The sequence below is a fragment of the Haliea sp. genome, assembly GCF_041395985.1.
Taxonomy (GTDB): Bacteria; Pseudomonadota; Gammaproteobacteria; order Pseudomonadales; family Halieaceae; genus Haliea.
Genome location: NZ_JAWKZJ010000001.1, coordinates 548,901 through 574,714, shown reverse-complemented (window position 1 = coordinate 574,714; position 25,814 = coordinate 548,901). Strand labels below are relative to the sequence as shown.

25 protein-coding genes are annotated in these 25,814 nt (G+C 63.4%); 10 read left to right on the top strand and 15 right to left on the bottom strand.

From position 1 onward, the window contains the following. Window positions 1-7: 7 nt before the first annotated feature. From R3E49_RS02615 to R3E49_RS02600, 4 genes are read right to left on the bottom strand one after another with little or no spacing between them, the layout of a single operon-like run. Window positions 8-670 (bottom strand): SCO family protein, encoded by a 663-nt coding sequence (locus tag R3E49_RS02615; protein ID WP_290741004.1) that lies wholly within the window; start codon window positions 668-670, stop codon window positions 8-10. 13 nt (window positions 671-683) lie between these two features. Further along, entirely contained in the window at window positions 684-1,583 is a 900-nt protein-coding gene (gene cyoE, locus R3E49_RS02610) for a heme o synthase (protein ID WP_371293610.1), read from the bottom strand. A gap of 9 nt (window positions 1,584-1,592) precedes the next feature. Continuing rightward, a complete protein-coding gene (locus R3E49_RS02605; protein WP_371293609.1) occupies window positions 1,593-2,255 on the bottom strand; it encodes a hypothetical protein in 663 nt (220 codons plus the stop codon). Window positions 2,256-2,258: 3 nt separating this feature from the next. Continuing rightward, window positions 2,259-3,008: an SURF1 family protein gene (locus R3E49_RS02600; protein WP_371293608.1), complete on the bottom strand. Its 750-nt coding sequence runs from the start codon at window positions 3,006-3,008 to the stop codon at window positions 2,259-2,261. A 92-nt stretch (window positions 3,009-3,100) separates the two neighbouring features. Here R3E49_RS02600 and R3E49_RS02595 point away from each other — a divergent pair, with 92 nt between their 5' ends. Continuing rightward, window positions 3,101-3,355 (top strand): DUF2909 domain-containing protein, encoded by a 255-nt coding sequence (locus R3E49_RS02595; RefSeq protein WP_371293607.1) that lies wholly within the window; start codon window positions 3,101-3,103, stop codon window positions 3,353-3,355. Between the two features lie 5 nt (window positions 3,356-3,360). Here the strand turns inward: R3E49_RS02595 and R3E49_RS02590 are convergent, their stop codons facing one another. Genes R3E49_RS02590 through coxB form a run of 4 tightly spaced genes read right to left on the bottom strand, consistent with a single transcriptional unit; the run spans window position 3,361 to window position 7,654 of the window. Continuing rightward, window positions 3,361-4,332 (bottom strand): cytochrome c oxidase subunit 3, encoded by a 972-nt coding sequence (locus R3E49_RS02590; RefSeq protein ID WP_371293606.1) that lies wholly within the window; start codon window positions 4,330-4,332, stop codon window positions 3,361-3,363. 43 nt (window positions 4,333-4,375) lie between these two features. Continuing rightward, window positions 4,376-4,936: a cytochrome c oxidase assembly protein gene (locus tag R3E49_RS02585; RefSeq protein WP_371293605.1), complete on the bottom strand. Its 561-nt coding sequence runs from the start codon at window positions 4,934-4,936 to the stop codon at window positions 4,376-4,378. 36 nt (window positions 4,937-4,972) lie between these two features. Further along, window positions 4,973-6,535: a cytochrome c oxidase subunit I gene (gene ctaD, locus R3E49_RS02580; RefSeq protein WP_371293604.1), complete on the bottom strand. Its 1,563-nt coding sequence runs from the start codon at window positions 6,533-6,535 to the stop codon at window positions 4,973-4,975. A gap of 15 nt (window positions 6,536-6,550) precedes the next feature. After that, window positions 6,551-7,654, bottom strand: a complete 1,104-nt coding sequence (gene coxB, locus R3E49_RS02575; protein WP_371293784.1) for a cytochrome c oxidase subunit II — start codon at window positions 7,652-7,654, stop codon at window positions 6,551-6,553. A gap of 370 nt (window positions 7,655-8,024) precedes the next feature. Here coxB and R3E49_RS02570 point away from each other — a divergent pair, with 370 nt between their 5' ends. Next, window positions 8,025-9,362, top strand: coding sequence for an MATE family efflux transporter (locus R3E49_RS02570; RefSeq protein ID WP_371293603.1), 1,338 nt, complete (start codon window positions 8,025-8,027; stop codon window positions 9,360-9,362). A 68-nt stretch (window positions 9,363-9,430) separates the two neighbouring features. Continuing rightward, a complete protein-coding gene (locus tag R3E49_RS02565) occupies window positions 9,431-10,657 on the top strand; it encodes a cytochrome P450 (protein ID WP_371293602.1) in 1,227 nt (408 codons plus the stop codon). Window positions 10,658-10,664: 7 nt separating this feature from the next. Here the strand turns inward: R3E49_RS02565 and R3E49_RS02560 are convergent, their stop codons facing one another. Continuing rightward, complete coding sequence (locus R3E49_RS02560) at window positions 10,665-11,675, bottom strand: D-cysteine desulfhydrase (RefSeq protein WP_371293601.1); 1,011 nt, start codon at window positions 11,673-11,675, stop codon at window positions 10,665-10,667. 192 nt (window positions 11,676-11,867) lie between these two features. Here R3E49_RS02560 and R3E49_RS02555 point away from each other — a divergent pair, with 192 nt between their 5' ends. Beyond that, complete coding sequence (locus R3E49_RS02555; protein WP_371293600.1) at window positions 11,868-14,165, top strand: TonB-dependent receptor; 2,298 nt, start codon at window positions 11,868-11,870, stop codon at window positions 14,163-14,165. Window positions 14,166-14,181: 16 nt separating this feature from the next. On the opposite strand, the gene R3E49_RS02550 is transcribed toward R3E49_RS02555, so the two are convergent. After that, window positions 14,182-14,442: a YheV family putative zinc ribbon protein gene (locus tag R3E49_RS02550; protein ID WP_371293599.1), complete on the bottom strand. Its 261-nt coding sequence runs from the start codon at window positions 14,440-14,442 to the stop codon at window positions 14,182-14,184. Window positions 14,443-14,520: 78 nt separating this feature from the next. Between R3E49_RS02550 and R3E49_RS02545 the strand changes: the two genes are divergently transcribed. Further along, window positions 14,521-15,078, top strand: a complete 558-nt coding sequence (locus R3E49_RS02545; RefSeq protein WP_290740970.1) for a gamma carbonic anhydrase family protein — start codon at window positions 14,521-14,523, stop codon at window positions 15,076-15,078. A gap of 25 nt (window positions 15,079-15,103) precedes the next feature. On the opposite strand, the gene aroE is transcribed toward R3E49_RS02545, so the two are convergent. From aroE to R3E49_RS02520, 5 genes are all read right to left on the bottom strand, one after another. Next, on the bottom strand, window positions 15,104-15,943 hold the full coding sequence (gene aroE, locus R3E49_RS02540) for a shikimate dehydrogenase (RefSeq protein WP_371293598.1): 840 nt from the start codon (window positions 15,941-15,943) through the stop codon (window positions 15,104-15,106). A 42-nt stretch (window positions 15,944-15,985) separates the two neighbouring features. After that, window positions 15,986-16,891 carry an oxygen-dependent coproporphyrinogen oxidase gene (hemF, locus tag R3E49_RS02535; protein WP_371293597.1) on the bottom strand — a complete coding sequence of 302 codons (906 nt, stop codon included), beginning with the start codon at window positions 16,889-16,891 and terminating at the stop codon, window positions 15,986-15,988. Between the two features lie 76 nt (window positions 16,892-16,967). Continuing rightward, window positions 16,968-17,525: an L-threonylcarbamoyladenylate synthase gene (locus R3E49_RS02530; protein WP_371293596.1), complete on the bottom strand. Its 558-nt coding sequence runs from the start codon at window positions 17,523-17,525 to the stop codon at window positions 16,968-16,970. A gap of 102 nt (window positions 17,526-17,627) precedes the next feature. After that, window positions 17,628-18,767, bottom strand: coding sequence for a DNA-processing protein DprA (dprA, locus tag R3E49_RS02525; RefSeq protein ID WP_371293595.1), 1,140 nt, complete (start codon window positions 18,765-18,767; stop codon window positions 17,628-17,630). A gap of 75 nt (window positions 18,768-18,842) precedes the next feature. After that, window positions 18,843-19,877 carry a LysM peptidoglycan-binding domain-containing protein gene (locus tag R3E49_RS02520; protein WP_290740960.1) on the bottom strand — a complete coding sequence of 345 codons (1,035 nt, stop codon included), beginning with the start codon at window positions 19,875-19,877 and terminating at the stop codon, window positions 18,843-18,845. A 221-nt stretch (window positions 19,878-20,098) separates the two neighbouring features. Here R3E49_RS02520 and def point away from each other — a divergent pair, with 221 nt between their 5' ends. The 5 genes from def to R3E49_RS02495 all read left to right on the top strand — a co-directional run bounded on the left by def (window position 20,099) and on the right by R3E49_RS02495 (window position 25,799). Then, window positions 20,099-20,605 (top strand): peptide deformylase, encoded by a 507-nt coding sequence (gene def / locus R3E49_RS02515; protein WP_371293594.1) that lies wholly within the window; start codon window positions 20,099-20,101, stop codon window positions 20,603-20,605. Window position 20,606: 1 nt separating this feature from the next. Continuing rightward, on the top strand, window positions 20,607-21,581 hold the full coding sequence (fmt, locus tag R3E49_RS02510; RefSeq protein ID WP_371293593.1) for a methionyl-tRNA formyltransferase: 975 nt from the start codon (window positions 20,607-20,609) through the stop codon (window positions 21,579-21,581). Continuing rightward, window positions 21,581-22,879, top strand: a complete 1,299-nt coding sequence (gene rsmB, locus R3E49_RS02505) for a 16S rRNA (cytosine(967)-C(5))-methyltransferase RsmB (RefSeq protein ID WP_371293592.1) — start codon at window positions 21,581-21,583, stop codon at window positions 22,877-22,879. The genes fmt and rsmB overlap by 1 nt, the downstream gene beginning before the upstream one ends. 85 nt (window positions 22,880-22,964) lie before the next feature. Further along, complete coding sequence (gene trkA, locus R3E49_RS02500; protein WP_371293591.1) at window positions 22,965-24,341, top strand: Trk system potassium transporter TrkA; 1,377 nt, start codon at window positions 22,965-22,967, stop codon at window positions 24,339-24,341. Between the two features lie 9 nt (window positions 24,342-24,350). Beyond that, on the top strand, window positions 24,351-25,799 hold the full coding sequence (locus R3E49_RS02495; RefSeq protein WP_371293590.1) for a TrkH family potassium uptake protein: 1,449 nt from the start codon (window positions 24,351-24,353) through the stop codon (window positions 25,797-25,799). Window positions 25,800-25,814 lie beyond the last annotated feature (15 nt).

The window sequence follows — 25,814 nt, the reverse complement described above, 5'->3', positions numbered from 1 at the left end:
ATGCGGATCAATGGTCCCAGAGAACCCGGATTGACCGGTAGGTCAGCTTCATTTTTGCCAGATCCAGCGGTGCCTTGAAGAACGCGTGGTAGTCGCCGCGGGGGTTGATCAGTACCACGTTGGCGCTGTGGTCGACGAGGTAATTCTCATCCTGCCCCGGCACCTTGCGGAAGGGCGTGTTCAGGGCGGTGGCAAACCGGTGAATGTCGAGGAACTCACCGGTCACGCCGAGAAACTCGGGGTTGAAGAAGGGCACGTAGCTGGCCAATTGCTCCACGGAATCGCGCGCCGGGTCGACGGAGACCATCACCACCCGGGTGTCTTCCACTTCAGTCCCCTCCAGGGCTTGCACAAACTGGTCGAGGAACGCCATGGTCGTGGGGCAGATGTCGGGGCAATAGGTGAAACCGAAGAAAATCAGCGTCCACTGGCCCTCGAGGCTGGCCGGCACAAAAGGCTGGCCGCGGTGGTCTATCAGCTCAAAGTCACCCATGTCGCGCGGGGTTTGCAGCAGGAATGCCCCGTTCGCCTGCATGTCGGCAGCCGTCATCACGCGCGGCTGGTTGATGCGGTTCACGAAACCGGCAACGATCACCAGAATGAACACCAGAACCCCGATAACGGTCCAGCGAATGCCGCGGCTCTGGCTGGGTGTCTTGCTGTCGCTCATGGTGGCTTGGTCCTCAGGCTGCAGTCATCGGGAAAACATAGTGATCGATTAACATGATCACGAACAAGGCCATCAGGTAGATGATCGAATACTTGAACGTCTCCATCGGCGCGGCGGGATTGCGGTTGCGCATGAGCTCTATGGCCCAATAGAGAAAGCCGCCGCCCAGCACGACGGCACCCAGCAGGTATAGCGGGCCGCTCATACGGGTGACGAAGGGCAGCAGTGTGATCAGGAACATGAGCACGGTGTAGAGCAGAATATGCAGGCGCGTGAAGGCATCACCGTGGGTCACGGGGAGCATGGGAATGTCCACCGCCGCGTACTCCTCCTTGCGATGAATCGCCAGCGCCCAGAAATGGGGCGGTGTCCAGGCAAAGATGATCAACACCAGCAGTAGCGCGTGGCCGTGAATCTCGCCAGTCACGGCGGTCCAGCCCAGCAGCGGCGGTGCGGCACCGGCAAGGCCACCGATGACAATATTCTGTGGCGTGGCACGCTTCAGAAACAGGGTATAGATGAAGGCGTAGCCCACCAGGGAGGCAAAGGTCAGCCAGGCGGTGAGCGCATTGATCCAGATGAGCAGGATGGCCATGCCCGCACCTCCCAGCACCGCGGCGAAAACCGCCGCCTGCAGCGTACCGACGCGACCCTGGGCAATGGGCCGCTTGCTGGTGCGGGCCATGCGCTGGTCTACACGCTGGTCAACCAGGTGGTTTACCGCTGCCGCAGCGCCCGCACACAGCGCAATACCGAGGTTGCCGAGGATCAGGGCGTCCAGCGGCACCATGCCGGGTACGGCCATGAACATGCCGATCACCGACGTCAGGATCATCAACAGCACGACATTGGGCTTGGTCAGCTCCTTGTAGTCGCGCCACGTGGCTTTGGCTGTTGCGGCCATATCAGTCATTGGGCTTGTTCAGTCCCCGGAGTTCTTCAGCAGGAATTTGAGATCAGAGATCACGTCTTTATAACTGTCGGCGCTATCATACGTCATCATGACCCAGCCAGCAGGGTCTACCAGGTACCAGACGTCTTCCGAAGTCAGCGTTTCCGGAAACAACGCCGGCCAGGCCGCGACGTCCATGCGTGCCACCGCCACACTGCCGTGCTCCGACGCCAGCAACGCGGAAAAGTCCGCGGGGGCCGGCTTGCCGTCGGACAGCTCGGCCACCGACATGCCGGTATCTGACGGCGCACGGTCGCTGATCAGCATCCGCCGCACCCGGGGAAATTCCTTGCCCAGCGCCAGATGAATCTGCCGTGTCAGGTAGAGCTTCTGCTCACAGGGCGCGCCACAGCGGTCCCCCTGGTGGGTGACCAGCAGCGTCCACTGGTGGTCGACGTTGCTCCAGGGCAGGGCCGCACCGGTGGGTGAAAGCAGCCCTGCTTCCGCCAGCGGGCGCGGCGGGTCCAGCAAGTCACCGCGATTGGCTGTACCGAGGATTTCTACCAGGTCGAGGTCACCACGGATGACAAACCACCAGAGCCAGGTTGCGGCGAGCACCATGATGACTGGAATACCGGCGATGAGCAGGATGACCAGACGGCTGTTATTCACTCCCGGCGCGGGCTCCTGCATGAATCAATCCTCTCTTCGCGTGATAAGCCGCCACAGGTTCGAGCTGCGCAGCAGGAAAAAGATCAACAAAACGGCGGCCATGGTAAACCACTGCAGGGCATAACCCTGGTGCTTTTCCGGGCTGGCATTCACCACCGGCCAGTCGGCGACGAGGGCCGCCGGAGTATTGGGGTCGATGCGCACCATCCAAGGAAACAACCCGGCGTCGCCAAGCTCCGCCACCAGGGGTTGCAGCGCCTGCATATCGACCGCCTGTATGCGCACCGGCCAAGGCGGTGACAACTGCTGCTCCGCCAGCAGGTAGGGCGTACCGGGTGACACGTAGAGGTGCCCCGTCACGCGGGTGACGCCACGCGGTTCGGGCACTTCGGGCAGGCTCAGGCGCGCCGGATCACTGGGCACCCAGCCACGGTTGACCAATGCCAGCTGCCGGGTGTCGGCGAGGCGAAACAGGCCCAGGACCTCATTGCCGAAACGACCCCGATGCATCCGGTTGTCCAGCAGCAGATAGTGGTCGGGGAGAAACTCGCCGCGCAGCAACACCCGTCGGTAGGCCAGTGTTTCCACAGGCTCCGCGGCAAGTTGCTGGAGCTCGACCGGTGCTTCACTCTGGCGCTGCGCCCAGCGGGACTCCAGCGCGCGCTTCTCTTCAGCGCGCTCCAGCTGCCAGAAGCCCAGCATCACCAGGGCGGGAAACAGCAGCGCCGTGAACAGCGTGATGCGCCACTCGAGGTCCAGTTTCAATGCAGCCATGCCTCAACCCCGTTCAGTTAATGTAGCGCTGTATTCACCAGCTGTACCGGCCGCTGGTTTATACTGCTGCGTTTCCGGAAAGGAGCAGGACATTGTTGAAGTTGATGATCATCGGATTGATGCTGGCGCTGCTGGCCAGCCTGGGCAGCGGGTTCTACTTCCTGATGGTCGATCAGGGCGACAAAAACAGCCGCCGGACCTTCCATTCCCTGGGTGTGCGCCTGACGCTTGCACTGACCCTTGCAGGCCTCGTAATCTTTGGCGTTGCCACCGGCAAGCTGGGACACCGCAACCCCTGGGATGCCGGACCTCGTCCGGCCGCCCAGGCGGAGGAGCGCAGGGAGTAGAAACCCTACAGGATGTACACGAACAGGAACAGGAATACCCAGACCACGTCCACAAAGTGCCAGTACCAACTGGATGCCTCGAAGCCAAAGTGATCATCGGCGGTGAAATGACCGCCCCGTACTGAGCGCAGCCACTGAATCAGCAGCATGGTCATGCCCATGATGACGTGGAAACCGTGGAAGCCGGTCAGCATGAAGAACGTGGAGCCGTAAATCCCGGAATTCAGGGTCAGGCCGAAATGCGCATAGGCCTCGTAGTACTCAAGTGCCTGCAGGGCGACGAACAGCATGCCCAGGGCGACCGTGATACCCAGCCAGATATTGAACTTGCGCTTGTTGCCGTCAAGCAGCCCCATGTGCGCAATGTGCACTGTGAAGCTGGAAGACAACAGGACGATGGTGTTCCACAGCGGCAGCCAGAGATACCACGCGGCCGCTTCGCCAAACGCCATGCTCTTCTCGTAGCTTTCGAAGGTTCCCATATTGGCGATCGGCTGGTTGGCGACACCGCCCACCGCTTCCTGCGGGGTCAGCGGCATGGGCCACTGGTACTCAAAGCCTTCCCAGAGCAGGTGATTCATACGGCCGCCTTCGCCCTCACCAGCCAGCCAGGGGCCGACCAGGGTGCGCACGTAGAACAGCGCGCCGAAAAAGGCGAGGAAGAACATCACCTCGGAAAAGATGAACCAAAACATGCCCAGCACGTAGGACTTTTTCAGCTGCGCGCTGTTCAGGCCGGCCAGATTTTCCTTGATCGCCATACGGAACCAGCCGAACAGCGTTGCTGAGAAGAAGAACAGGCCAAACCAGAATATGCCCCAGGAGCCGGTCGTGGCGCCGTCGCCAAAGGTCATATCGTTCATCACACTGGCGGCCCCGAACGTGCTGAGGATCAGGCCGATCGTTGCGCACACCGCCAGTTTGCTTTTTTCCGGTACGTAATACTTCTCGTACTCTGTAGAACTCTGGGTTGTCATTGTCTTTCTCCGTTGTAATCACGCGGCCCCCCCGGACCGCGTGTCAGCGTGCAGCAATAGAGCCGCCCACCATGTCTGTGACGTCAAAAATCGTGTAGGACAGCGTGATCGTGTGGATGTCGCTGGGCAGGTCGCGGTCGATGATGAACTGCAGCGGCATTTCCGCCGAGCTGTCGCCATCCAGCGGTTGCTGGTTAAAGCAGAAGCACTCGGTTTTGTGGAAATACGCCGCGGCCCGGGACGGCGACACGCTGGGGATAGCCTGGGCCACCATGGCCTTGGGCAGCGGATTGCGCGCGTGGAACACGGTATCGTTGCTGGCGCCTGGATGCACCTTCATCATCGTGACCGACGGGCCGAAGTCCCAGGGCATGCCCTCGTTGTTGGTGGCCACAAACTGGATGGTCACCGTGCGGGACTCGTCCACGCCGGCCTGCACGGATGTGTAGGCTTCACCGCTGGTCTTGCCGTTGATGCCCAGGGCATCGCAAAGCACGTTGTACAGCGGCACCATGACCACGAATACAAAGGCAAACATGATCACAGCGGTCGACGCCAACTTGACGACGGTGTCGACAACCGGGTTACTACTCACTCTCAACATGCTCCGCTCCTCAATCCAAGCAACACACGATGGCGTTTAGCGTACCTGTGGCGGCGTTTCAAAGGTGTGGTAGGGCGCCGGTGTGGCAACCGTCCACTCCAGGCCTTCGGCACCTTCCCAGGTTTTCGCTTCACTGGTGGGTTTACCGGCCACAATCGTCGCAATCACGTTGTACAGGAACAGGATCTGCGAGGCGCCGTAAATGAAGGCACCGATGCTGGACATCATGTTGAAGTCAGCAAACTGCAGCGCATAGTCCGGAATCCGCCGCGGCATGCCCGCCAGGCCGACGAAATGCTGCGGGAAGAACGTGATGTTGAAGCCCACGAATGAAATCCAGAAGTGGGTCTTGCCCATGGTTTCGTTGTACATGCGGCCACACCACTTGGGCAGCCAGTAGTACACCGCAGCGCTCATCGAGAACACGGCACCAGCCACCATCACATAGTGGAAGTGGGCGACCACAAAGTAGCTGTCGTGATACTGGAAGTCAGCCGGTGCGATGGACAGCATCAGGCCGGTGAAACCGCCGATGGTAAACAGCACCAGGAAGCCCATGCAGAACAGCATCGGGGTCTCGAAGGTCATGGCGCCGCGCCACATGGTCGTCACCCAGTTGAACACCTTCACCCCGGTGGGCACGGCGATCAGCATGGTGGCGTACATGAAGAACAGCTCGCCGGCGACCGGCATACCCACTGTGTACATGTGGTGCGCCCACACGATGAACGACAGGAAGGCGATGGCAGCCGTGGCGTAGACCATGGAGTCGTAGCCGAACAGCGGCTTGCGCGAGAAGGTGGGGATGATCTGGGAGACCACACCGAACGCGGGCAGGATGATGATGTACACCTCCGGGTGCCCGAAGAACCAGAAAATGTGCTGGAACAGCACCGGGTCACCGCCACCGGCGGCAGAGAAGAAGCTGGTGCCGAAGTGGATGTCCATCAGCATCATGGTGACCGCGCCCGCGAGCACCGGCATTACTGCGACCAGCAGGAACGCCGTGATCAGCCAGGTCCACACGAACAGCGGCATCTTCATGTAGGTCATGCCGGGGGCGCGCATGTTCATCACGGTAGCGATAATGTTGATCGAGCCCATGATGGACGAGAGCCCAAGCACGTGAATGGAGAAAATGAAGTAGGTGACGGACGGCGGCGCGTAGGTGGTCGACAGCGGCGCGTAGAAGGTCCAGCCGAAGTTGGGCGCACCGCCTTCCATGAACAGCGTGGACGCTAGAATCAGGAACGCCGGCGGCAGGATCCAGAAACTCCAGTTGTTCATCCGCGGCAACGCCATGTCCGGCGCACCGATCATCATCGGTATCATCCAGTTGGCGAGGCCAACGAAGGACGGCATGATGGCGCCAAACACCATCACCAGACCGTGCAGCGTGGTCATCTGGTTGAAGAACGCGGGGTTGACCAGTTGCATGCCGGGCTGGAACAGCTCGGCGCGAATGACCATGGCGAATGCGCCACCCAGAATGAACATGGAAAACGAGAACCACAGGTACATGGTTCCGATGTCTTTGTGGTTGGTGGTGAACAGCCACCGGCTAAGGCCCTTGGCAGGACCGTGATGATGATCGCCCATCGTTAACTCCTCCAATTAGCCTTTTTTGTGGTTGTACACATCAATGGGCTGAACCAGGTCACCCATATTGTTGCCAAAAGCATTGCGCTGATACGTGATCACCGCCGCCATTTCCACATCGTTGATCTGGCCGCCGAAGGCCTGCATGGCAGAACCCGGCACACCGTTGATACCAATTTCCAGGTGCCCACTGACATCGCCCGTGGCGATAGCGCTGCCCGCGATGGCGGTGCCCACACCGCCCTCACCATTGGCGCCGTGGCAGGCGAGGCAATTGCGCTCGTAGACCGCCTTGCCCCGGGTCATCAACTCGTCCAGGGTGAAGGTTTGCGCCATCAGATCGCGAATTTCAGCGGCCTCGGCCTTCTTCGTCTCCAGCCAGCCGGCGTACTCGTCCTTGCTGACCACATTCACCACCACCGGCATAAAGCCGTGGTCCTTGCCACACAACTCGGCACATTGCCCGCGGTAGATGCCTTCCACGCTGGCTTTGGTCCAGGTTTCGTTGATGAAACCGGGAATGGCGTCTTTCTTCACAGCCAGCTCCGGCACCCACCAGGAGTGGATAACGTCGTTGGCAGTGACCAGGAAACGTACCTTGGTATCCACGGGGATCACCAGTGGCTCGTCCACCTCGAGGAGGTAGTGTTCGCCCTTTTCCACCGTGTTGTAGATTTCGCCCTGCGGGGTGCGCAGGTTGCTGAAGAAGGAGACATTCTCGCCGTTCTCGTCGAGGTACTCGTACTTCCACTTCCACTGGTATCCGGTGATCAGGACGTCCATCTCAGCATCGTCAAAATCGTAGATGTCCAGCAGGGTCGACGTGGCGGGCACCGCCATACCGATAAGGATGAGGAACGGAACCACTGTCCAGGCAATCTCCACCTTGGTGCTTTCATGGAAGGTGGATGGCGTCACGCCGCGCGATTTGCGGTGGTAATAGATGGAGTAGAACATTACCCCGAAAACCAACGCGCCAATAATGACGCAGATCCAGAAGATCAGCATGTGCAGGTCGTAAATGCTCTGGCCGATTTCGGTGGCGCCGGGTGCCATATTCACCTGGTTAACCTTGTCACCCGCCGCTGCAGCACCGGCACTGGCCAGGCTAAGCAGCATGAGCACAGGACCAAGCGCCAGCTCACGCAGTCTGTTCGCCTTCAACAACATTTCCCGTGTCTCCCTCATTGTCACAAACTCTCCCCCAGCCGGTGGAGCACTACACTGTTCCTGGGAGCACTCTTCAGAGCGCGCCTTTCCCGCGGCCACGGGCGCTTTGCACCGGGGGCCGCAGCCCTTCATCAGGGGAAGGGAGGAATGAGATAGATGCTTGTTCCAGCCAATTTTCAAGCCCCTGCGACCAAGTGTCGCATCACGAGCCGCGGCGATTATAGCGAAACTCTTGAGCAAAAAATACTAAGATGCTGATTTTGTGAGGGTTTGGCCGCCGTCGGTTCAGGCCGCGCTACCGGGCGTCAGAGCGCTAGATATGGTTACTGCAACATCACTGGACCACAAAATATGGCGAATCGCCTGGCCCGCGATTTTGTCCAACATTTCCATTCCACTCCTCGGCCTGGTCGACGCAGGCATACTGGGCCACCTGGAGGATACGCGCTATCTCGGCGCCGTCGCCATCGGCAGCGCCCTGCTGTCATTTCTCTACTGGGGTTTCAGCTTTCTGCGCATGGGCACAACCGGGCGCGTCGCGCGCGCGCTCGGGGCCGGCAGCGCGTCACGGGCCAGCCTGGAGCTCTACCGGGCCGGCGTGCTGGCGCTGGTGCTGGCGAGCCTGGTCTGGCTCCTGCATCCCCTGTGGTTACAGGCCGGACTGGCGCTGATGGCGCCCGACGCCGCATTGCTGACGCTGGCGGACAGTTACGCGCGCATTCGCATCATCAGCGCACCGGCGGTGCTGCTGACCTACGCCATTATCGGGTGGTTTATCGGGCACGGCGACACGCGCTGGCCGATGTGGGTACTGATCGCGACCAATCTGGCCAATATCCTGCTGGACATCGTGTTGGTGGTAGGGCTCGGCCTGGCCAGCGACGGCGCCGCAACGGCTACCGTGATCGCTGAATACCTCGGGCTCGGACTGGCCGTTGCCGGCGTGGCTCGGCGCGCCGCGCCGCGCCCCGCCAACCTGGCTGAGCTGCTGCAACCTCGGGCCTACCTCACGCTGATGCGCAGCAACAGCCACCTGTTCGTGCGCACGATTACGCTGCTCGCAGCCTTCGCCTTTTTCACCAGCATGGGAGAGAAACTGGGTGCGGCAACCCTGGCCGCCAACGCCCTGCTGATGCAATTGCTGCTGCTGACGGCCTACGCGCTGGATGGCTTTGCCTACGCCGTCGAAAGCCTCGCAGGGAACCGGGCTGGCGCCGGAGACGCCCCCGGCTTCTACCGCGTGGTGCGCCGCTGCGGCCTGTGGTGCGCGGCCTCTGCGGTGCTGCTCAGCGCCGCCTTCCTGCTCCTGCAACTGCCGCTTTTCAGGATTCTGACCAGCCTGCCGGAGGTGCTGGCCGTGCTGGATCGGCACCGTTTCTGGCTGGTCCTGCTGCCGCTTGTCGCCGCGCCGACCTACCTGCTGGACGGTGTGTTCATCGGCACCGGGGAAACCCGGGACATGATGCTGACCATGCTCGCCAGTGCCTTGTTCGTCTACCTGCCGGTCTGGTACCTCAGCCAGCCCTGGGGCAACCACGGACTGTGGCTGGCCTTTACCCTGTTCAACGCGGCCAGGGGCCTGACCCTCTACCGCTGCTTTCGGCGCCTGTCCGCGCGCGGGGGCTGGTTTCGTCCGCCGGAAAAGGTCACCCGCTAGGGCGAGGGCTGCCCTGGCGTCAACCCTGTGCTAGTCTCGGGGATCCCATCCAGCCCCTGTGAGCCACCATGACTGCCCGCCCCTTCACCAGCCGCCTGCTGCACCTCGATAACTTCGTTCAGGGCACGCCACGAGAGGCGATTGAGACCCTGCGGCGCGATCACCGCGTGGTCTGGCAGGAAGACGACTATGCCGCGGGAGGCCACTGGCTGGTGCTGCACAAGGCCGACATCGACGCCGTGCTGCGCGACCCGGCCACGTTCTCCAGCAGCTTCGGGCCCCTGCTGGAGGATTTTCCCGAGGAGCTGCTGGCACTGCAGCGGCAGGCGATGACCTTCCTCGATCCGCCCGAGCACCGGTCGCGCCGGGCGCTGGTCGATTATGCCTTTCGGCCGGCAGCGCTGGAGGCGCGCCGCGACATGATGCAGGCGAAAGTGAGCGCCATCATCGACAACATCATTGATCGCGGCAGCTGCGAGTTCGTCAGCGACGTCGCCATGCACTTGCCCGTGCACGTGATGTTTACCCTGCTCGGGGTGCCGGACGACGACTACGCCTACCTGGTGCCGGCCATCAACGCGGTAACCCTGGCCAATGACCCGGATTATGCCGGCAGCCGCGAGGAAGGCTGGGCGGCATCGGCACAGATGGTCGCGTGGGCAGCGGCCTTCGCCGGCAAACGCCGCGAACAACCGGGAAACGACATGACCAGCGAGCTGCTGGCAGCGGAGATCGATGGCCGGAAGCTGAACGATCAGGAGTACGGCGTCATCTTCCAGGGCCTCATGATCGGTGGCACGGAAACCACGCGCAACACGCTCTCATGGCTGATCCACGAGCTCATCCGCCATCCACAGCAGCTCGCGCTGTTGCGGTCGAATCCGGCACTGATACCTTCGGCGGTTGAGGAAATCCTGCGTTATCGCAACACCGTGGTCTATACCCGGCGCACGGCCATGCGCGATGTCGAGCTTGCCGGACAGCGGATTGCCCGGGGGAGCAAAGTGGTCTGCCTGCTGGCCTCAGTCAACCGGGACCCGGCCCTCTTTGACAACCCCGACCGCTTCGACATCACCCGCGACCCGGCGCAGACGCGTCGCGCCATGCGCACCTTCGGCTTCGGCGTCCACGTGTGCCCCGGTCAGCATCAGGCGCGACTGAACCTTGACATGATGACCCGGGAGATACTGTCACGCATGGGCGACCTGCGCTTGCTGGAGGCACCGACGCATTTTCGCTCCAACTTCATGGACGGTTTCAAGCGCATGCCCCTCGGTTTCAGCAAGCTGGGCTGATGGCGCATCACCGATAGCTGGCGAAACCGAAAGCCGCTCGGTAACCGAACAGCGCCTGACTGCCGCCGGTGTGCAGGAATACCACGTTGTCGTCCGGGTGGTAGCGCCCCTGGCGCACCTGATCGATCAGCCCGGCCATCCCCTTGCCGGTGTACACCGGGTCCAACAGGATGCCCTCCAGCTCGGCGAGCAGCGCGATGGCCTCCAGCGTACCCTGGGTGGGAATACCGTAGCCCTCGCCCACGTAGCTGCAATTTACCTGTACATCCTGCGCAGTGGCGATTGGCCCCAACCCCATCAGTGCGGTTGTCTCGTTGGCGAGCGCCAGCACGTTGCGGTGCTGCACCGCATCCGGCGCCCGCACGCCAATGCCCAGTACCGGAATGCCACTGTGTGTGGCGACCAGTCCCGCTACCAGTCCGGCCTGGGTGCCCGCGCTGCCGGTAGCATGCACCAGCTCACGGACCAGCAAACCGCGGTCGTTGGCCTGTGCCAGCAGTTCCAGGGCGGCATTGGCGTAACCCAGGGCACCCACCGCGTTGGAGCCTCCGCCCGGTATCACGTAAGGGCGCGCTCCCTGCGCCTGCAGACGCTGCGCCTCGGCGGCCATGGCGGCATTCATGTCGGTGCCTCCCGGGTGCAGGGACAACCTCGCGCCAAACAATTCGTTCAACAGCACGTTACCGTTGTAGTTGTAGTCGGGATCTTCGCTGGCCGTGCGATCCTCGAGCAGCAGGTGGCAGGCCATGCCCAGCCGGGCAGCGATCGCCGCCGTCTGGCGCGCATGATTGGACTGGGTCGCGCCCTGTGTAATGACTGTGTCCGCGCCCTGAGCGCGGGCGTCCGCCAGCAGGAACTCCAGCTTGCGCGTCTTGTTGCCACCGCCGGCGAGCCCTGTGCAGTCATCGCGTTTGATCCACAGGCGAGGTCCTCCCAGGTGAGCACTCAGGCGCTCCAGCGGCTCCAGGGGGGTGGGGAGGTGAGCGAAATGCAGGCGCGGAAAACGGGACAGGTGCATGGGGACGATATCCTTGCGTCAAACGGGGGACGATCATAACCAACCTGTCGCGCGCCCGCCATGCCGCAGAACTATCTGTACCAATGACCATTCCTCCGGCGCACACACGGTGACAATCCGCGGCTTTCTGCTACGCTTGAACGCGAACAAAACCGCGACAGACCCTTATTTATGAATAACAGGATATTCCATATGTCAAAGCCCATACTGCAATCACGCCTGACACTTGCCGCGCTGCTCGTGCTGTCGGTCAACGCCGCCGCCCAGGGCAACGCGGGCATGCTCGAGGAGGTCGTGGTGACCGCGCAAAAGCGCACCGAGAGCCTCACCGATGTGCCCATCTCGATTGCCGTAATGGGCAGCGAGGCACTGCAGAAAACCGGGGTTCGACAGGTGCGCGAGCTGGCCGAATTCATCCCCAATATGAGCATCTCCGGCGGCAACGACAGCTCTACCGCTGTGCGCATCCGCGGCGTCGGTGCAAACACGCGCAACATCGGCTTCGACACGCGTGCCGGAGTCTATGTCGATGGCGTGTACATGGGCCAGTCTCCCGCCCAGAACATCGATATCCTCGACCTGGAGCGGGTGGAAGTGGCCCGTGGACCACAGGGCACACTGTTCGGCAAAAACACGGTGGCAGGGGCCATCAGCATGATCACCAAGAAGCCGACGCAGGAACAGGAACTGCTGGTGACCGGGGAAATGGGCAACTACGACTCCTACCGCGTGTCCGCGATCGCCAACCTGCCGCTGGGTGAGAATGCGGCGGCGCGGTTCTCGGTGGTTGACCACAACCGCGATGGCTTCATCAATAACGTTACCACGGGCACCCGCCACAACGAGCGCGACGGCACTGCCGTGCGCGGCCAGTTCGCCTTCGGCGGCGAGCACTACGACGTCAATATTGCCGGCGACTACCTGGAGTCGGAGCGCGTTTCGTTCTGGGGTACGGCCATCTCCGACTGGTCCGGCAGCGTTCCCAACACGGCATCGCCTGGCGCGTTCAATATCGACAATAATGTCGACAATCATGAGGAGCGGGAGATCTGGGGGGTCTCCGCCACCGTCAACGTCGATCTCGGCAGCGACTATCGGCTGACGTCCATTACCGCCTACCGGGACACCTGGGTCGACCGCGGGCAGGACACCGACCACTCCTTCCTCAACCTGCTGCGGGTGGAATACCCGGACGCCTATGAGCAAACCACCCAGGAGTTCCAGATCTTCTCCCCCGACAGCGGTCGCCTGAAGTACGTTGCCGGTCTGTATCTTTACGATGAACAGGCCAGCTCTTCACGCCGCGCTATTATCGGCGATGAAATCGGTATCGTTTTCCAGGGTCTGGCGCCGCCGCTGGCACCATTCGGCGCGCAGTTTGATGGCGCCGGTGTGGGCACCTTCGCCGACGTGGACACGCGCAGCTATGCGGCCTACCTGAACGGCACTTACGATCTCACGGAGCGCCTGACCCTGGGCTTCGGCCTGCGCTACACGGAAGAGACCCGGGAGGTCGACTTCGACCTGATCGGCGACATCGTGGACCTCGGCTTCCTGCAGGTTCCCGGCGCCGCCATCTTCGGCGTTGCGGTGGGTCCCGTGGTCGGCAACCAGACCGTCGCCAACTTCACCGACGAAAACGACTACGACGACCTGTCGCCGATGATCAGCCTGAGCTATGCGCTCGGTGAGGATTCCAACCTCTATGTGAAATATTCCGAAGCGTTCAAGAGCGGCGGCTACAACGTCGACTTTGTCACCACCAGCGCCCTCACCGACGGCATCGATTTTGACCAGGAAACCGTCGAAGCCTGGGAGATCGGCCTGAAGGGCACCGCGCTGGAAAACCGCCTGCGCTACAACCTGGTGGCCTTCCAGATGGACTTCGAGGACTACCAGTTGAACCAGTTCGTGCAGCTGGACAACAATACTTCGGCGATCACCATTCGCAACGCCGCGGAAGTGCGCTCACGGGGTGTGGAAGCGGAGCTCACCTACTTCCCCGGCAACAGCCTCATGTTGCAGGGTGCCCTCGGCTACAACGACGCCGAGTTCGAGTCTTTCCCGGGCGGTGCCAGCGTGCGCAACCCCGCGGGCCTGGGCACGGACCTCGCGGGCAACAAGCTGCCGGACGCGCCGGAGCTGACCGCGGCCTTCGCCATTCAGCACAACCTGCCCCTGCCTGATCTGGGCGCCGAGTTTGTGACCCGCGTTGACTGGACCTACACCGACAGTTTCTATGCTACCGAGGACAACGTGTCGTTCGCGCGCCCGGGCAGCAGCCTGGTATGGGGAGAAATCGACAGTTACTCACTGCTGAACGGCCGCATCGGTATCGAGGCGGAGACCTGGTCGGTGTTCCTGTGGAGCCGCAATATGCTGGACGAAGGGTATGAGGAAACCTGGACCTCCGATTTCCTGGGTACGGTAGGGCGCTTCCCGGGCGACCCGCGCACGGTCGGTGTTGAGGTCTCCTACCGCTTCCTGTAAGCGCCGCGGGGCGGGGTCACTCCTGCCCCTTGCCACCCCCTGAGGGGTCCAGTATCCGTACCACCGCCGCCGGTGTTTCCACCCGCCGCGCGGCGGGTCGGCTGACCCGGGTGGGCGGCTCGGCAACCAGCCCGTCTTTGGGCCGCGGGTCGCTGAATCCACAGGCAACACATTCCCGCAGATCGCTCTCACGGTCCACAACAATGGTGTCCATGGCGCTACACCGCGGGCACACGGCTCCGGCGATAAAGCGCCTGTTCTGGGCTGGTGTCGACATACACACTTCCGGGCCAGCATCGGCTGGCAGGCTGCTGAAACAGCCGCTATTGTAGCAGGATCAAACAAGGAGTCTGTTATGCGCCACTACACCGCGACCAGCCTGCGCAGCTTCGGCGGCCACACCCCTTCCCTGGGGCAGCGCGTGCTGATCGACCCCAGCGCCGTGGTTCTGGGAGACGTCGAACTGGGTGACGACGTCTCCGTCTGGCCGCAGGCGGTAATCCGTGGCGACATGCATCGCATTCGTATCGGCGCGCGCACCAGCGTGCAGGACGGCAGCGTGCTGCATATCACCCATGCCGGGCCCTACAACCCCGACGGCTGGCCGCTGTTGATCGGCAGCGACGTGACCATAGGGCACAACGCCACATTGCACGGCTGCACCGTGGGCAACCGGGTGCTGGTGGGGATGGGTGCCACTATCATGGATGGCGCCGTGGTTGAGGACGCGGTCGTCATCGGCGCCTGCGCGCTGGTTACGCCGGGCAAGACCCTGCGCAGCGGCTACCTGTACGCGGGCAGCCCGGCGCGCGAGATGCGGCCCCTGAGCGAGAAGGAGCTCGACTACTTCAGCTACAGCGCCGCCAACTACGTGCGCCTCAAGGACCAGCATCTGGCCGAGCTGGAGCGGTGATGACCGCGCTTCACGCGCTGCGAGGTCAGGCCGCTGCCAGCAGATGCCTCATCCGCGCAATCACCGGCTGCGTCGCCGGGCGCACCTGGCGCCAGCGATAAAACGATTCTGCCGCCTGCTCCACCAGCATGCCCAGCCCGTCCGCGACGGCCCAGGCGGTGTTTTGTGCCGCCCAGCGCATGAACGGTGTGGGTTCGGCGCCGTACAGCATGTCGTAGCAGCAGCTGCGCACCGTGAGCTGAATCTCCGGCAGGGCGGGCATCTCCCCGGACAGGCCCGCGCTGGTCGCATTGATCAGCACATCCACCTCCAGCCCCTCCAGCAGCTCAAGGCCGCCACCGCGCACCGGGCCGAGGGACGCAAAGGCCTCCGCCAGCTCCTCCGCCCGCGCTGCGGTGCGGTTGGCGATGAGCAGGGCGGCGGGACGTTCACTCAACAGCGGCTCCAGCACACCGCGCACCGCGCCGCCGGCACCGATGATGGCCACGCGGCGCCCCTGCAGTTGCCAGCCCAGATTCGCCACCATGTCACGCACCAGGCCAATGCCATCGGTGGTGTCACCGGCAATGGTGCCATCCGCGCCAAGGCTCAGCGTGTTTACTGCACCCGCTCGCCGCGCCCGTGCGGTGAGGGTATCTGCAAACGCGCAGGCTTCCTGCTTGAACGGTACCGTGACATTCAGACCCTTGCCGCCGCTGGCGAAAAAACAGCGGGCGGAACGGGCAAAGTCGTCCAGCTCCACACGCACGGCACGGTAATGCAGGTGTTGCCCGCACTGCTCCGCAAACGCCGCATGGATTGCCGGCGACTTGCTGTGCTTGATGGGATTGCCAAAAACGGCGTATTTATCTGGCTGCGCAGTCATGAGAGGTCTGTCCAACGCGATGTCGGGTGAGCCGGCCGAGCGCTATACATCAAGCCAGTCCCGGTGCTGCAGGTAATAATCCGTCAGCTCCGCCTCTGCAGAGTCGGGCTCGGGCTGATAGTTGTACTCCCAGCGCACCAGCGGTGGCAGCGACATCAGAATCGCCTCGGTGCGCCCATCCGACTGCAGGCCAAACAGCGTGCCGCGGTCGAACACCAGGTTGAATTCCACGTAACGGCCACGCCGATAAAGCTGGAACTGGCGCTCACGTTCACCCCAGGGCTGGTTCTTGCGGCGCTGCACGATCGGCAGGTAAGCGGGCAGGTAGGAATCTCCCACGGCGCGCATGAAGCCAAAACAGCGCTCGAAACCTCCTTCATTGAGGTCGTCGTAGAACAGCCCCCCCACGCCTCGGGGCTCACGTCGGTGTTTCAGGTAGAAGTACTCATCACACCAGCGCTTGTAACGGGGGTAGACCTCTTCGCCAAAGGGGGCGCAGGCGTCTGCCGCGACCTGATGCCAGTGCCGGCAGTCTTCGCGATTGCCGTAATAGGGTGTCAGGTCATAGCCGCCGCCGAACCACCAGACCGGCTCCGCGCCGTCCTTCTCTGCCACGAACATGCGGACGTTGGCGTGGGACGTAGGCACATAGGGGTTTCTGGGGTGGATCACCAGGGAAACGCCCATCGCCTGGTAGCTGCGTCCGGCGAGCTCCGGCCGGGCCGCTGTCGCCGACGGCGGCAGGTGTTCACCCATCACGTGGGAAAAGTTGACACCGGCTTTTTCGAACACGTCGCCATCCGCCAGCACGCGACTGCGACCACCACCCCCTTCGGCGCGCTGCCACTCATCGACGATGAAGTCTTTGCCGCCGTCCTCCAGCGACAGCGCTTCACAAATGCGCTGCTGCAGTGCCAGCAGGTAGGTTTTGACGTCTTCGGCGTGCATGGCGGTGGAGTCCTCACATTCAGCGCCGGCCATTATACGCATGCCGCCGGCAGGCTTGCACCGGCGGGGGCCCGAATCAGGAGCGCAAGACCCTGTCGGTTTGCAGGTCGCGAATCACCGAGGGCCGCAATGCGCCACCGAGGGGACCGGGCAGAATCCCATCCAGCATACCGCGGAAATAGCGGTGCACCTGGAACAGCGACTGCGCCGGCCGACTGCCGCCCGGGTTGGCCGACGTCGACACCAGCGGCCCTCCCCAGGCGGAACACAGGGCGACCATGCCGGGATGGGCGGTAACCCTGACCGCCACCGTATCACGGCCCCCGTGCACCCAGGCTGGTACCCGTCCATGATGCGGAATCAGCCAGGTTGTGGGTCCCGGCCAGGACAGCGCCAGCTTCTGCCGCTGCGCCTCACTCAGCTCCGCCAGCAACGCGGCTATCTGCCGGGTATTTGCGGCAACCAGAATCAGCCCCTTTTCCACCGGGCGCTCCTTGATCTGCAACAGCCGGGCGACCGCCTGCGGGTCGCCGGGATCACAACTCAGGCCCCAGACTGCCTCCGTGGGACAGGCAATCACCCCGCCGTCAGCCAGGGCGCGCACGGCGGCTTTCAGTTGCAGGGCAGATGGCATGCGGTGCTACTCCTCGTGAGACTGGGCGCGGGCAGATCCGGCCGCTCGACTGCAGCGACCTGGGCGCAGCAGCGGCCGATGGCATACAGCGGAGCGGGGAATTTAACCACTCTCCCGGGGCGTGGCAAGCCCGGCCTCCGTGCACAGGTAGCGGCCCGCTTCGCGCAGCACGAGACCCCGGGCTTCCAGCAGTGACAAGGCAGACAACACCTCAGGCAGCGGGCGGCCCGAGGCCGCGACCAGGGCATCGACATCAACGGCCGTACCGCCCATCAAGGTCAGTAGCCAGTGCGCCTGCGCCGTCTCCGCGGATGGCGCTGGGGCGCGCTGCGGCCGCCGCCCGTTAAACAGAGGTCCCAGGTTGTCGAGAACATCTTCGATTGCTTCCACCAGCACCGCACCGTCCCGCAAGAGCTGCAGGCAGCCACGGCCGCCAACATGACCGGGGAACCAGGGCAGGGCGAAGACCTCCCGCCCCTGTTCCAGTGCGGTGCCGGCCGTGATGAGGGAGCCACTGGGCAGTGCCGCCTCTACCACCAGCACCCCGAGGGACAGGCCACTGATGATGCGATTGCGGGCCGGGAAGTGGCCGGGAAGCGGCGGGGTCAAGGGCGGGAACTCGGTCACCAGGCAACCTGCATCGAGCAGCTCGGTGGCCAGTGCGGCGTGGCGTCGCGGGTAAACCGACTCGACACCCGTGGCCATAACCGCAACCGATGCGCCCCCGGCGAGCAGTGCGCCGCGGTGCGCCGCGGCGTCAATGCCCAGTGCAAGGCCGCTGGTCACCACCAGACCGGCGTCGACGGCCGCAGCGGCCAACTCAGTGGCGGCACGCAAGCCGATGGCGCTGGCCTTGCGGCTGCCAACCACGGCGAGCTGGGGCGCGCACAGCGCCGCCACGTGGCCGCGGGCGTAGAGGAAGGGGGGTGGATCGCTGGTCATCGCCAGCAGTGGCGGATAATCCGGCTGACCCAGCACCAGAACCTGTGCGCCAGCGGCACGCAGCTGATCGAGCTGGGCCGTTATGTCGACGGCAGCCTGCGGGTGACGACCATGGCGCCGGGCAAGCGCAAGATCCTGCACCGCGGCCGCTGTGGCGCCCGCTGCCAGCAGATCCTCGGGTGCGGCCTGCAACAGCGCCGCAGGCGTATTGAAATGCACGAGGAGGTGCCTGAGCTGGCGATTTTTAAGCCGTGGAAGGCTGTGCAGCAGCAGGCACAGCCGTGCGTGATCGGTATCCATACATCATCCTTGACGTAATCTCCGTTAAACCGGGAACTGCCTGGCGGCGGCCATTCCGTGGCCGCCGTGCTTACTTCAGGGGTTTTTCACCTTGTCGAGGACCTTCAGCGGCCGGTTGGCGCGCAGCACCAGCGCGTAGCTCGCTTTCTCGAACACTTCGAAGACCATCAACAATCCGGCGCGGGTGTCGGGCAGGGCAACGTTCTGCCGTGCCACCTCGTCAAACACCAGGCCACCGGCCTGGTAGATCGCCAGCACGTGTCCAACCTCAAGACCCTCGCGTTCACCGCGGTTCAGCACCACGATATCGCCCTGGCCAATCTGGCTGACGCCACCATCCACCGCAATCATGAAGCCGTCATCGACCTGCACACCCGGAGCGCGCGGCTGGAACGTGGCATCGAGCACGCGCTCGCGCTGCGGCAGCAGCCGGTCGGCGATACGCACTTCTTCCGTAACGCGGGTGACCGTGAGTTCGGTCACCTCGTCGAGGTTGCTGCTGACCAGGCGGGCATTGCCGATATCCACCGCCTGGTAACCCAGCAACTCACCCGTCACCGGGTCGCTGTAGGTGTCACCGGCGCGGAAAATGCCATAGGTGCGCTCACCGTCGGGGAAGGGGCCGCGGCCGTAGACCCGGTCGCCGGGCGCCGCAATCAGGCGACCCTGGTCGCCGGCCACAACATAGGCAGAGTTGTTCAGGGCATCCGCATCGAGAATGAGGTGGCGCTTCAGGAACGCACCGATTTCATCCAGGGGAATCACAGGAATGGCCAGATCCAGGGGACTGACGCGCATGCCCGGATCCAGCTTCACATCGCGGCCACGGCGCAACTGCAGGCGCGGTTCGCCATTCACCCAGGTCAGGTAGAGTTCGTCACCGGGGTAGATCAGGTGCGGGTTGTCGATCTGCGGATTGACGTCCCACAGCTCCGGCCAGCGCCAAGGCTGGCGCAGGTACATCCCCGAGATGCCCCACAGTGTGTCACCGCGCTTGACCACATACACATCGGGCACATCCTCATTCAGCTCGACCGCAGCGCCTGCCAGGGCGCCAAAGAACAGGCTCCCGAGCAATACGAGGCACACTGTAAAAGACTTCGCTCTCATGATTTGTCCAGCCCGTCCCTGTTATCATCTGCCTGCCGTAGCCTCAGGCAGGTTCTCCCCATGTCCCCCTGCCAGCGTGCGACGCGCCCCTACACGGCACTGGGCACCGCCTTGCCAGCAGCGATATACTAGGCACAGTTTGCGGCGGGCATGGGTCCGTGGCAAGCCCAAATGTGACTAATTCACCATTGCTCGGTTGAGCTCCGAAGGCAGCTAACTCCATGGCAGTACTCGACATTCTCGAATTTCCGGACCCGCGGCTGCGCACCCGGGCGGAGCCCGTGGCGGCGGTCACCGACGCCACGCGCACACTGGTTGATGACCTTTTTGAGACCATGTACGCCGCACCGGGCATCGGTCTGGCGGCGACACAGGTGAATGTCCATCAGCGCGTGCTGGTCATTGATGTCAGCCAGGATCGCAGCGAACCCCTGGTGTTCATCAACCCGGAAGTGACCGTGCTGAATCCCGAACTGGGCGAATACGATGAGGGCTGCCTGTCGGTGCCAGGATTCTATGAGACGGTGCAGCGCCCCCGGCGCATTTCGGTGACGGCTCTGGATCGCAACGGCGACGCCTTTTCACGGGAGCTGGACGGGCTGCTTGCCGTGTGCCTGCAACACGAGATCGACCACCTCGACGGCAAACTGTTTGTTGATTACATCTCGCCGGTGAAGCGCCAGCGCATTCGCAAGAAACTGCAGAAAGAACAGCGGCGCCAGGCCTGACATGGCCAACGCACCCTTGCGGGTCCTCTTCGCCGGCACACCGGATTTCGCCGCCCACCACCTGCAGGCGCTGCTGGACAGTCCCCACCAGGTGGTCGGCGTATACACACAACCCGATCGGCCGGCAGGCCGCGGCAAGAAGCTGCAGGCCAGTCCGGTGAAGCAACTGGCACTGCAGGCCGGGCTGCCGCTGCGCCAGCCGGTCAGCCTGCGCACGCCTGAAACGCAGGCCGAGCTGGCCGCTTTTGCCGCCGACATCATGGTGGTGGTGGCCTACGGCCTGATCCTGCCGCAGGCGATACTCGATACGCCCCGCTGGGGCTGCCTCAACGTGCACGCGTCGCTGCTGCCGCGCTGGCGCGGCGCAGCACCCATCCAGCGGGCGATCCAGGCCGGCGACACCGAGAGCGGCGTCACCATCATGCAGATGGATGCCGGGCTGGATACCGGTGCCATGCTGGCGACCGCGCGCTGCCCCATCGACAGTGTCACCAGCGCTGCCGTTCTGCATGACAGGCTCGCCGAACTCGGCCCTCCTCTGCTGCTGCAGGTGCTCAACGATCTGCCGGGTTATCTGCAGGCGGGTGTCGCCCAGGACGACAGCCTCGCCACCTACGCACACAAAATTGAAAAGGCCGAGGGCGCACTCGATTGGCGGCGATCCGCAACCGAGCTGGCGCGCCAGGTCGCAGCCTTCAACCCCTTTCCCGTATGCTTCGCGGTGCTCAACGGCGAGCGGGTGCGCGTCTGGACGGCCAGTGCCGTCTCCGAGGCCACCCACGCCGCCCCCGGTACGATACTCAGTGCCGATCGTGAAGGTGTTCGGGTGGCCTGCGGCAACGGCAGCCTGCGGCTCCATACCCTGCAACTGCCCGGCGGCCGTGCGCTGCCTGCGGCTGACCTGCTGAACGCACAGAGCGCGCAGTTTGCACCCGGGGCCTGTTTCCAGCCGATAGCGGAAGCGGCGACCTCCTGATGACCACAGATACCCGGGCCGCGGCGGCGCAGGCCATCGCCGGCGTACTGCAGGGCGGGTCGCTGAATACGCTGCTCCCCGCCGCACTGGAGACGGTAAGCAGCCGCGACCGGGGACTGCTGCAACAACTCTGCTACGGCACTCTGAGACTGTACCCGCGGCTGTACCCGCAGCTGCAGGCACTGCTGGACAAGCCCCTGCGCAGCAAGGACAGCGACATCGAGGCACTGCTGCTGCTCGGGCTGTACCAACTGGAAGATACGCGAATCCCCGACCACGCTGCCGTTGCCGCCAGTGTCGGCGCAACACGGGCGCTGAAAAAGGACTGGGCGCGCGGCCTCTGCAACGCTGTGCTGCGACGCTTCCTGCGGGAACGCGCCGGCCTTGCCGAAACACTGGGTCCGGCAGCGCGCTGCGCGCACCCCCAATGGCTGTACGACGCCTTGCAGACTGACTGGCCCGAAGACGCCGAGGCCCTGTTGCAGGCCAATAACGCACAGCCGCCGATGGTGCTGCGGGTGAACGCACAGCGCGCCTCCCGCGAACAGTACCTGCAACGCCTGGCCGATGCGGGCATGCCGGCGCAGGCCGGGGCCCTGGCTCCGGAGGCCATCTACCTCGAGACCCCCACAGACGTCGGTCTCCTGCCGGGCTTCGCGGAGGGCCTGGCCAGCGTGCAGGATGAGGCCGCACAGGTGGCGGCCCTGCTGCTTGCGCCGGGTCCGGGCGCGCGCGTGCTGGATGCCTGTGCGGCACCCGGCGGCAAGGCCTGCCACCTGCTGGAGCGGCACCCTGACATCGCGCTCACCGCCATGGATGTCGACGAAACACGGTTGCAGCGCGTGCGCGAGAATCTGCAGCGGCTGCAGCTGCACGCCACGGTGGTCTGCGGCGACGCGGCCCGCCCCCCGGCCTTGCTGCCCGCAGGACATTTTCACCACATCCTGGTCGACGCGCCCTGTTCTGCCAGCGGCGTGATCCGTCGCCATCCCGATGTCAAGCTGCTGCGCCGCCCCGAGGACATTCCTGCACTGGCCGCACAGCAGGGCGCGATCCTCGATGGTCTATGGCCCCTGCTGGCACCCGGCGGCACGCTGCTCTACGTCACCTGCTCAGTGCTGGAGGCGGAGAACAGTGGCGTCATCGCCGCCTTCCTCGCACGCACAGAAGACGCCGAACCACTGCCACTGAAGGTCGGCACGCCCAGGGCGGCGGGCAACCAGATCCTGCCTCGTCCCGGCGGCCCGGACGGCCTGTTTTTCAGCCTGCTGCAGCGGCGCGCGAAAAGCCCGGCCTAGAGTGCAGTATTACAACCCCTGCACCCTTACATTTTGCGGGCCTTTTCATTAAGGTGGCGGGAATTTCAGGGGGGTCGCCCCAACCATGAAGATCATCATACTGGGTGCGGGTCAGGTAGGCGGAACACTCGCTGAGCACCTGGCAAACGAGCAGAACGATATCACCGTCGTCGACACCGACGCAGACCGCCTGCGCGAACTGCAGGACCGGCTGGACATCGGCACGGTCAGCGGCAGCGCCTCACACCCGGACACCCTGTACCAGGCGGGTGCCGATGACGCCGACATGCTGATCGCCGTGACCAACAGCGACGAAATCAACATGATGGCCTGCCAGATTGCCCACACCCTGTTCAACACGCCCACCAAGATATCCCGGGTGCGCGCACCCAACTATCTCGCACACCAGGAAAAACTGTTCACACCCGACAATATTCCGGTGGACGTCATCATCGGGCCGGAACAACTGGTTACCAAGAACATTGTCGAACTGATCGCCAACCCGGGCGCCCTGCAGGTACTCGATTTCGCCGATGGCCGCATCCAGCTGGTAGCCGTGCGCGCCTTTCACGGCGGCCCCATCGTCGGCCATGAGCTGCAGGACATTCGCACGCATATGCCCAAGGTGGATACCCGGGTCGCCGCCATATTCCGCCGCGACCGGGCCATTATCCCGGAGGGCGATACGGTGGTTGAGGTGGACGATGAAGTGTTTTTCATCGCTGCCCGCAAGGACATCCGCAAGGTCATGTCCGAGCTGCGCAAGATCGACAAGCCCTACCAGCGGGTGATGATCGCGGGCGGCGGCAACATCGGGGCAACGCTGGCGCAAAGTATCGAGCGAGACTACCAGGTGAAGGTCATCGAACAGTCGTACCCGCGCTGCCGGGTGCTCTCGGAGTCTTTGAAGCATGCCATTGTGCTGCACGGCAGCGCTTCCGAACCCGGGTTGCTGACCAGCGAAAACATCGAGTCCACCGATGTGTTCTGCGCGCTCACCAACAACGATGAATCAAATATCATGATGTCCATGCTCGCCAAGCGCATGGGGGCGAAGAAAGTCATCACGCTGATCACCAATCCCGCCTACGCCGACCTCGTCGGCGACGAGATCGATATCGCGATTTCACCGCAGCAGATCACCATTGGCAGCCTGCTGACCCACGTGCGCCGCGGCGACATTTCCAATGTGCATTCCCTGCGCCGCGGCGCGGCCGAGGCCATTGAAGTCACGGCACGTGGCGACGCCTATTCATCCCGGGTCGTCGGGCGCCGCCTGGAAGAGATCAACCTGCCGGAGGGCGTGACCATTGGCGCCATTGTGCGCGGCGACGAAGTGTTGATTGCTCACCGGCACGTGCTTGTGGAAACCGATGACCACGTCGTGCTGTTCCTCACCGATCGCAGCCGCATCTCCGCCGTGGAGAAGCTGTTCGCGGTCGGTTTCGGCTTCTTTTCCTAGGTCTGTCGCGTGCACCTGAGCGTAACGCTGCGCATTCTGGGCCTGTTGCTGATGCTGTTCAGCAGCACCCTGCTGGTCCCCATGGGCGTCGCCCTGCTGGATGACGACCACACCGTCACCAGCTTTGCCAGCGCGCTGGCGCTGACCTTTACCGCAGGCCTGCTGAGCTGGCTGCCGGTACAGCATGTGCGCCATGAGCTGCGTATTCGCGACGGTTTTCTTGTCACCTCGCTGTTCTGGACCGTGCTGGGCCTGGCCGGCTCGCTGCCCTTTATGTTGACCGCGGGGCTGGAGCTGAGCGCCATGGACGCGATTTTCGAATCGATTTCCGGGCTGACCACAACCGGTGCGACCGTGATCACCGGCCTGGATGTACTGCCACGCTCCATACTCATCTACCGCCAGCTGCTGCAGTGGCTGGGTGGGATCGGGATCATCGTGATCGCCGTGGCGGTACTGCCCATGCTCGGCATCGGCGGCATGCAGCTGTACCGCGCCGAGATTCCGGGGCCGACCAAAGACCGCAAGCTGACACCGCGCATCGCGGAAACCGCCAAGGCGCTGTTTTTCGTCTACCTGGGTCTGACCGCTGTCTGCGCGCTGGCGTTCTGGGCGGCGGGAATGACCGGTTTTGACGCCGTTGCACACGCGTTTTCAACCGTGGCCATTGGCGGTTTTTCCACGCACGATGCCAGTATGGGCTACTTCGAGAGCAACACGATTCTGCTGATCTGCAGCCTGTTCATGGTGATTTCTGCGATGAATTTCGGCCTGCACTTCCTCTCCTGGCGTCGGCGCAGCCTGGCCGGCTACCGGCAGGACTCCGAGTCCCGCTTCTTCCTCGGCGTGTTGCTGATCGGCATCGCGGTCACCTGCAGCTACCTCATCCTGACCGATACCCTGCCGCTCAGCGAAAGCCTGGTGCACGGCCTGTTCCAGACCATTTCCATCACCACCACCACAGGCTTTGCCACGCAGGACTTCGCTGGCTGGCCGACGTTCCTGCCGGTCATGCTCATCATGTTCTCCTTCATGGGTGGCTGCGTGGGCTCCACCGCCGGTGGTATCAAGGCCGTGCGCCTGATGCTGATCGCGAAACAGGGTGTGCGTGAACTGAAACAGCTGGTCCATCCGAAGGCGATCATCCCGCTGAAAATCGGCAAGCACCGGGTCGAGGCTTCCGTGGTCAGCGCGGTGTGGAGCTTCTTCGCGGTGTACATGTTTGTCTTTGTCACGATCATGCTCGCGCTGCTGGGCACCGGCATGGACTTTCTGACCGCGTTTTCTGCGGTGGCGGCAGCAATCAACAACCTCGGGCCGGGCCTGGGGGACGTCTCCGCGAACTACGCGAGCATCAGCCCGTTTGCGAAGGGGCTGCTCTGCCTCGCCATGCTCCTCGGCCGCCTGGAAATTTTCACCCTGCTGGTGCTGTTCACACCGATGTTCTGGCGCCTGTGATGCTGCGCAGGTACC